This is a genomic window from Neptunomonas sp., assembly GCF_041601355.1.
In the GTDB taxonomy this organism is placed as follows: Bacteria; Pseudomonadota; Gammaproteobacteria; order Pseudomonadales; family Balneatricaceae; genus Neptunomonas.
Genome location: NZ_JBFIIH010000163.1, coordinates 1 through 7,312 on the forward strand (window position 1 = coordinate 1; position 7,312 = coordinate 7,312).

General features: G+C 48.5%; 9 protein-coding genes. 7 read left to right on the plus strand and 2 right to left on the minus strand.

Going from position 1 to position 7,312, the window contains the following annotated elements; genetic code table 11:
- A partial coding sequence (locus ABY436_RS17895) for a Na/Pi cotransporter family protein (protein ID WP_372740294.1) occupies positions 1-732 on the minus strand: 732 nt, incomplete at its 3' end.
- A gap of 96 nt (positions 733-828) precedes the next feature.
- On the minus strand, positions 829-1,533 hold the full coding sequence (locus ABY436_RS17900; protein ID WP_372740295.1) for a ComF family protein: 705 nt from the start codon (positions 1,531-1,533) through the stop codon (positions 829-831).
- Between the two features lie 88 nt (positions 1,534-1,621).
- Here ABY436_RS17900 and bioB point away from each other — a divergent pair, with 88 nt between their 5' ends.
- The 7 genes from bioB to ABY436_RS17935 all read left to right on the plus strand — a co-directional run.
- Positions 1,622-2,665 carry a biotin synthase BioB gene (gene bioB / locus ABY436_RS17905; RefSeq protein ID WP_372740296.1) on the plus strand — a complete coding sequence of 348 codons (1,044 nt, stop codon included), beginning with the start codon at positions 1,622-1,624 and terminating at the stop codon, positions 2,663-2,665.
- Positions 2,666-2,771: 106 nt separating this feature from the next.
- Complete coding sequence (gene bioF / locus ABY436_RS17910; RefSeq protein ID WP_372740297.1) at positions 2,772-3,926, plus strand: 8-amino-7-oxononanoate synthase; 1,155 nt, start codon at positions 2,772-2,774, stop codon at positions 3,924-3,926.
- Positions 3,927-3,965: 39 nt separating this feature from the next.
- Positions 3,966-4,754: a pimeloyl-ACP methyl ester esterase BioH gene (bioH, locus tag ABY436_RS17915; RefSeq protein WP_372740298.1), complete on the plus strand. Its 789-nt coding sequence runs from the start codon at positions 3,966-3,968 to the stop codon at positions 4,752-4,754.
- Entirely contained in the window at positions 4,747-5,559 is an 813-nt protein-coding gene (gene bioC, locus ABY436_RS17920; RefSeq protein WP_372740299.1) for a malonyl-ACP O-methyltransferase BioC, read from the plus strand. The genes bioH and bioC overlap by 8 nt, the downstream gene beginning before the upstream one ends.
- Positions 5,559-6,245 carry a dethiobiotin synthase gene (gene bioD, locus ABY436_RS17925; RefSeq protein ID WP_372740300.1) on the plus strand — a complete coding sequence of 229 codons (687 nt, stop codon included), beginning with the start codon at positions 5,559-5,561 and terminating at the stop codon, positions 6,243-6,245. The genes bioC and bioD overlap by 1 nt, the downstream gene beginning before the upstream one ends.
- A 187-nt stretch (positions 6,246-6,432) precedes the next feature.
- Entirely contained in the window at positions 6,433-6,678 is a 246-nt protein-coding gene (locus tag ABY436_RS17930) for a hypothetical protein (protein WP_372740301.1), read from the plus strand.
- 52 nt (positions 6,679-6,730) lie between these two features.
- The coding region (locus ABY436_RS17935; RefSeq protein ID WP_372740302.1) for a putative metalloprotease CJM1_0395 family protein at positions 6,731-7,312 on the plus strand (582 nt) is incomplete at its 3' end.

Here is a 7,312-nt window from a genome sequence, read left to right on the forward strand (position 1 = left end):
AATCCTTTTGGCATTAGGCGTGGCCCCGATAACGGCGAGCATTGCGGTGCTGGTTGTACCCAGATTGGCGCCTATGACAAGCGCGGCCGCATCAGTAATGTTGATTGATCCGGTCGCGGCTAATGACAAGGTGATGGCCATTGAGGCCGCAGAAGCCTGCATCAAAAATGTCAGTACGAAGCCCGCGACTAAAAACAATAATAAACTAAACGGCAGCGCGCTTATGATGGTCAGGTCAACATTCTTCTCCAGATCTTCAAAGCTTTCTTTAAGGAAGTCCAGACCGATAAAAAAGACACCAAACCCTGCCAGTGCAAAACCTATTTGACGTACGGTCTCTTTAGGGGCCGCAAGGTTCATCAGCATTCCAAGAGCGATCAGGGGTAATGCAAAAGCGCTGATTTTTATTTTGAAACCTACCAGAGCGACCAGCCAGCTGGTCATGGTAGTGCCGATGTTACAACCATAAATAACGGCGACGGACTGGGGGATGGTTAATAAACCGGCATTGACAAAGCCAATTGTGGCAACGGTCACAGCGCTGGAAGATTGAACAACAGCGGTGATCAGTGTGCCTGAAAGCAATCCTCTGAGGCGGCTTTCGGTGGCAGCATGCAGCGCACGTTTTAAAGACTTTCCGGCCGCTTGACGTAAACCTTGTGTCATTAAATGCATGCCTAATAAAAACAGCCCGATACCACCGGCAAGACTGCCTAAAATCGCAATATCCAATGGCGGACTCCTTAGTCATGTGAATCAGGCTTATGACACTGTAGCTCAAACAAGTGCAGCTAACTGCCTAATCATAATAGCAAAAATAAAGCCGCGCTAGTCCGGTGAGGGCGTACGTGCGATCACCCATATATCGATCCGCACAATACCTGCATTACGCAACGTGGAGCAGATTTCTTTAACTGTTGTGCCTGTGGTAACCACATCATCAACCAGTGCGATATGTCGGATGAGGGGGCCATGGTAGCTAAAGGAGTGCTGTAAATTGGTTCGTCTCTGTTTGGCGGTTAAACTTGATTGGGATTTTGTGTGTTTGTTTTTTTTCAGCTGATTAAGCAATAACGGTATCTGCAAATGCTGGCTCAGATATCGGGCGATAAGCGTTGATTGGTTAAATCCTCTGCCGATTAATCGTAAAGGATGTACGGGCACCGGAATAATGGCATCAGGCCATGCCTGAGGCCGGTGTAATAAGCGTTTCAATAAACAGTCTGCGAGCCAGGCCGTGTGATGTAATCCTGCCTGGTGTTTGATTTTTGGAATGATGGCACTGATAGGGAAGCGGTATAAAAAAACCGCCTGTGTACTGTCAAAGGGGGGCGGTGATTTAAGGCATTGGCCGCAGATATGCAGTGTGTCCGTGACGCTAAGAGGAAGCGCGCATAGATGACACGCTGATCTTAACCAGGGGAGGTCTTCCAGGCACTCTGGACAGAGAAATGCTTCAGATGAGGTATTTTTGCTGCATAATACACATTTATGATCAATATTTGTACAGATGTTTATAAATAAGCTAAGCATAGGTTGACAGTTCCTTCTGTCGATTTATTATTGCTAGTCTTTAAGCATATCCATGTTGAATGCCAGATTCAAAAGAGGAAAGTAAAAAATGACGACTAAAGCACCTGTTCGTAACGATTGGACTGTAGAAGAGGTGCGAGCCCTTTTTGAGCTTCCGTTTAACGATCTTATGTTTCAAGCGCAAACCGTTCACCGCCAATACTTTAATCCGAATGAAGTACAGGTCAGCACCTTGCTGTCTATTAAAACCGGTGCGTGCCCTGAAGACTGTAAATATTGTCCGCAAAGTGGTCACTATAATACGGGGCTTGAAAAAGAGCGCTTAATGAAAGTAGAAAAAGTGCTTGAGAAAGCACGCCAGGCAAAAGCGTCCGGATCAACCCGTTTCTGTATGGGGGCCGCCTGGAAGCACCCGGCTGATAAGGATATGCCTTATGTGGTTGATATGGTGAAACAGGTCAAAGCGTTAGGCTTAGAGACCTGCATGACATTGGGTATGTTGGATGAGGGAAAGGCAGATCAGCTAGCGAATGCAGGCTTGGATTACTATAACCATAATCTGGATACCTCGCCTGAATTTTACGACAAGATTATTACGACACGTTCTTATCAGGATCGATTGGATACGCTGCAGAATGTGCGCGACTCAGGTATGAAAATTTGCAGTGGTGGTATTTTAGGTATGGGTGAAACAGCGACTGACCGTATCGGTTTATTACGTCAGCTGGCCAATATGTCGGTGCAACCAGAAAGTGTGCCGATTAACATGCTGGTGAAAGTCAAAGGGACGCCGCTGGAAAATGTCGAAGATCTTGATCATCTGGTATTTATCCGGACCATTGCTGTCGCGCGTATTATGATGCCAGCGTCACATGTGCGCTTATCGGCGGGCCGCGAGAGCATGAGTGATGAGATGCAAGCGATGACTTTCTTTGCCGGCGCTAACTCGATCTTTTATGGAGACTGCTTGCTGACCACGCCTAATCCTGAAACAAACCGCGACCTGCAGCTGTTTAAGCGTCTGGGTATTAACCCTGAACAACGCATCTCTGTTGATGATGATGTACAGGAAGCGGCGATCATTAAAGATCTGCAAAAACAACAGGACAGTGAACACTTCTACGAAGCGTGATGCTTGTTTGTGATGCCTGCCCCTATTATGAGTGAAGGCAGCAAACAGTTAGTTTGCTGCGTTTGCCAGGCGACTATCCGATTCCGTTTTTCTCAGGTGAAAACCGATGTCATTTGATCAATTAGCGGCTGAGCTTGATGCGCGCAAAGCGGCATCCCTCTACCGTGAACGTAAGGTCTTACAAAGCCCGCAGCAACCGGAAGTAGTCGTTGATGGTAAAGCGTATCTGGCGTTTTGTTCAAATGACTATCTGGGCTTGGCTAATCATCCCGCTATTATCAGCGCTTTTAAACAAGCCGCAGATGAGTATGGTGTGGGTGGCGGCGCCTCGCATTTAGTCAACGGCCATAGTGTTCATCATCATGCCTTAGAAGAAGAGTTAGCTGAATTTACCGGGCGTCCGCGCGCGATACTCTTTTCTAATGGTTATATGGCGAATCTGGGGACGGTTAATGCCTTGCTGGATAAGCAGGATGCGGTATTTGAAGATCGCCTTAATCATGCCTCGTTACTGGATGCGGGTTTACTCAGTGGCGCGCGTTTTCAGCGCTACCTGCATAACGATTCGGCCAGTCTGGCTCAGCGGCTGGCTAAAACACAGGCGCGCCGCGCTCTGGTGGTCACCGATGGAGTATTCAGTATGGACGGTGACATAGCCGACCTTCCTTCTGTCTGTGAAGTGGCACGTCAGCATAATGCCTGGGTGATGGTAGATGATGCTCATGGTATCGGCTGTTTAGGTAAAACGGGAGCGGGCTGTGCGGAACATTTTAATCTTTCACAGCAGCAGTTGCCGGTCCTGATGGGTACCTTAGGTAAAGCCTTTGGCACCTCGGGAGCTTTTGTCGCGGGTAGTGAGGATCTGATTGAAACCCTGATTCAGCATGCCCGGACCTATATTTATACGACGAGCATGCCGCCGGCTGTGGCTGCAGCAACGCGGGCGAGTCTTAAGTTGGTTCAGACTGAGCAGTGGAGGCGCGAGCAGCTGAAGTATTTGATCGAGCGCTTTCGCCGTGGCTGTGAGCAGTTGGGGCTTAATTTGATGGATTCCCCCACGCCCATACAACCCATCATGATCGGCGATGCAGATAAGGCTATGTCGATGAGTGCTGCATTGCGTGAAAAGGGCATGTTTATTACGGCTATTCGCCCGCCAACCGTCCCCGGTGGCAGCGCACGTTTGCGGGTAACGCTCAGTGCAAGTCATACCGAGGCGCAGGTGGATCGATTGCTGGATGCATTGGATCAGGTGAAATGAGCAGTTAATGAGGGCTATTGAGAAGTCTATGAGAGCTTTATGAAAGGCATCTATCATGAATCTTTTGGTTCGCCAGAGAAACCCGCGTTAGTGCTGCTGCATGGCTGGGGAATGAACTCTGCTATCTGGACTTCGTTGTTGCCAGCGTTGACGCAATCCTTCTATGTGACGGTGATTGATCTGCCCGGACTTGGTCGTTCACAGGGTAGTGATGATGTCACACTGGAATCGATGGCATCTCAGGTGGCGGCTGTGGTTGAGCAACCCGCCTGCTGGCTGGGTTGGTCGTTGGGGGGCATGTTGGCAATAAAGGTTGCTGCGTTGTTTCCGGAAAAGGTCGCTGGTTTAGTTAGCGTAGCGTCCAATCCCTGCTTTATACAAAAGGAAGGCTGGAGCAGCGCGATGGATGCAGCTGTTTATCAGCAGTTTAAAGCCGCACTTGAAGTCTCTCCGGATAAGACGCTGACTCGCTTTGCCATGTTGCAGGTTCAGGGTGGTGAGGAAGCAAAGGCCATTTTAAAGCAAATTAAAACAGTTCTGGCAGCGAGCAAGCCGTCACAGTTAATGGCGACGCTACTGTTGTTAGACTCTGACCTCAGAGCCGAGCTTTCTCAGTTAAACTGTCCTGTGTTGCATATCTATGGCGAGGCTGATGGGTTAGTGCCTGTCAGTACCTTATCTGCTGTGAGCGCCTTGAACCCTGAGCATCAGGTTGAATGCTTTAAAGGCGCAGGGCATTTGCCGTTTTTGTCATCTCCCGATGCTTTTTTGCAGACGCTACAAGCCTTCACTCAAACCTTCATGCAGACAAAGAGCAACAATGGGTGAGTTAATTAATAAACAGCGGGTTGCTGAATCGTTTAGTAAAGCCGCGGCTACCTATGATAGCGTGGCCGGATTACAGCGCGATATCGGTCATCAGTTATTAGAAAAACTTTCTCCGCATCTGCAAGAGGCTGTGCCGGGCACTATTCTGGATTTAGGGTGTGGTACCGGATATTTTACCACGGCATTAAACACTCATTATCCTGATGCGTTATTAACGGGTCTGGACATCGCTTCCGGTATGCTGGCTTATGCCCGCAGCCATCGTCTATTGGATCGGCCACAGGATCGGCAGGTGTCGTGGGTGTGCGGAGATGCTGAAAACTTACCACTAAAAAGTGCAAGCTACTCTTTGGTTTTTTCCAGTCTGGCGATTCAGTGGTGTGAAAATAGTCCTGCTCTTTTTTCAGAAATATCGCGTGTACTCTACGCGGGAGGAACCGCCTGTTTAGCGACGCTGGGGCCTCAGACCTTATCTGAGTTGAGAGGGGCGTGGTCGCATGTCGACAGCTATAGGCATGTAAATCAGTTTCAGTCGATGCGGGAGTTGATAAGTGCGCTGCCTGATGATCTGCAAATTATTGATACAGAGTCTGAAATGCAAGTATTACACTATCCGCACCTTAAAGAGCTGACGCACGAGTTAAAAGGTATTGGCGCGCATAATATGAATGCGGGCCAGGCTAAAGGACTGACAGGCCCTGCGCGGGTAAAAGCGTTCAGAAAAGCCTATGAGTCTTTTCGTAATACGCAAGGGCTGCTGCCGGCAAGCTATGAGGTTTATTATCTGATTTTAAGGAAGCGTTAATGGCAAAGCGACATTTTTTTGTAGCGGGCACCGATACCGATGTCGGTAAGACAGTGATTAGCGCTGCACTGCTGGAAAAAGCGAATCAACAAGGGCTGCGTACCATTGGTTTAAAGCCGGTCGCTGCTGGCTGCGAGCCTTCTGAGGAGGGGCTGCAGAATAGTGATGCGTTGTTATTACAGAAAACAGCCAGTGTTAAGTTGAGTTACAGCGAAGTAAACCCTATCACTTTTGAAGCGCCTATAGCGCCGCATATTGCCGCTGAGCAAACGGGTAAGCGTTTATCGGCCGACAGAATAGCCGCATTATGTCGTGGTTCGATGATGAACCCGCATGACTTTTTGCTGATAGAAGGGGCGGGGGGCTGGCGGGTACCCTTCAGTCGGAAAGAGACGTTTGCTGATGTCGCAAAATTACTCGGTACGCCGGTTATTCTTGTGGTTGGCATGAAGCTGGGGTGTATCAATCATGCTTTGTTAACCGTCGAAGCTATTGTCAGAGACGGCTTGCGCGTTGCTGGTTGGGTGGCGAATCGTATAGATCCGGATATGCAGTGTTATACAGAGAATGTCGCCACGCTTGAGACGATGTTGCGTGCCCCGTTGTTAGGCGAAGTGCCTTATCTTGCTGAAGTAACGCCGGCGCTGGTGGCTGAATACTTGGATATCAGTGAGTTGCTGACCTGATTTGTACAAAAAACAGCCAAATTACGAGTGTTGTTCTATACTTAAAATATTGAAACTGTACTAAAAGTATATTGAGAACTATTTAAAGCGCTATACAAAGAGCTTTATTGAAGTCTGAAATGACAAGTGCACTTGGTTATCATGCGTCTTTAAATGGCACTTTAATTGGATAAGACAGGTCAGCATTATGAACATTACAGGGACTTTGCAGACAGCTGTTATTGGTGTAAACCGCACCTTGGATAACACCCTTAAATCCTCAGGTGATCAGCTGGGTAGTGGTAAGCCTGAATCCCCTGAGCTTGCATCGGGTAAGTCATTCAGTACAGCAGTGACAGAGACAACACTGGATACGACGACAGAGGCACCCACGACAAAAGTTGTCACCGATGCGGGTGAGGTGTTAGGCACGAATATCGATACGCGTGCCTGATGTTCAGTGACTATTCTGGCGCTATTTGTAGTCAATAAGGAAGGATTTTAGAGTGATTAACAGCAATTACTCTGGCATTACGCTTCGAACGTCTTCAACTGATACTGCATCAGCGCACAAGGCTGTTGCGCCAGATAAAACCCAGCCCCATCCCTCTTCATCGCTCTCTTCATCCAATACTTCATCTCACTCTTCATCGCTCTCTTCATCCGGAGCTGAAACCCAGCAAATCATCACTGACCCCACAAGCGTATCTGCTACACAAGCGACCACTCATCAGTCTTCTGATAAGCAGCGTCTGGAAAATGATGCGTTGATTTCTAAAGAGCTCGCACAGCGAGATCGTGAAGTTAAAACTCATGAGCGAATTCATGCCTCTATCGGTGGTGCTTTTGCTTCGGCACCGCAATTTAGTTATCAAAAAGGACCGGATGGACAGCTGTATGCGGTAGAGGGTGAAGTGCGTATTGATACTTCTGCTGTATCCGGTGATCCCAGAGCGACGTTGGAAAAAGCTCAGGTGATCATTCGTGCCGCGCTTTCTGTTCCTGAGCCTTCGGTTCAGGATAAACGGGTCGCCGCTCAGGCACGAGCGATGGCCATTGATGCCAGTGCCGAAATTGCTAAACTTGAA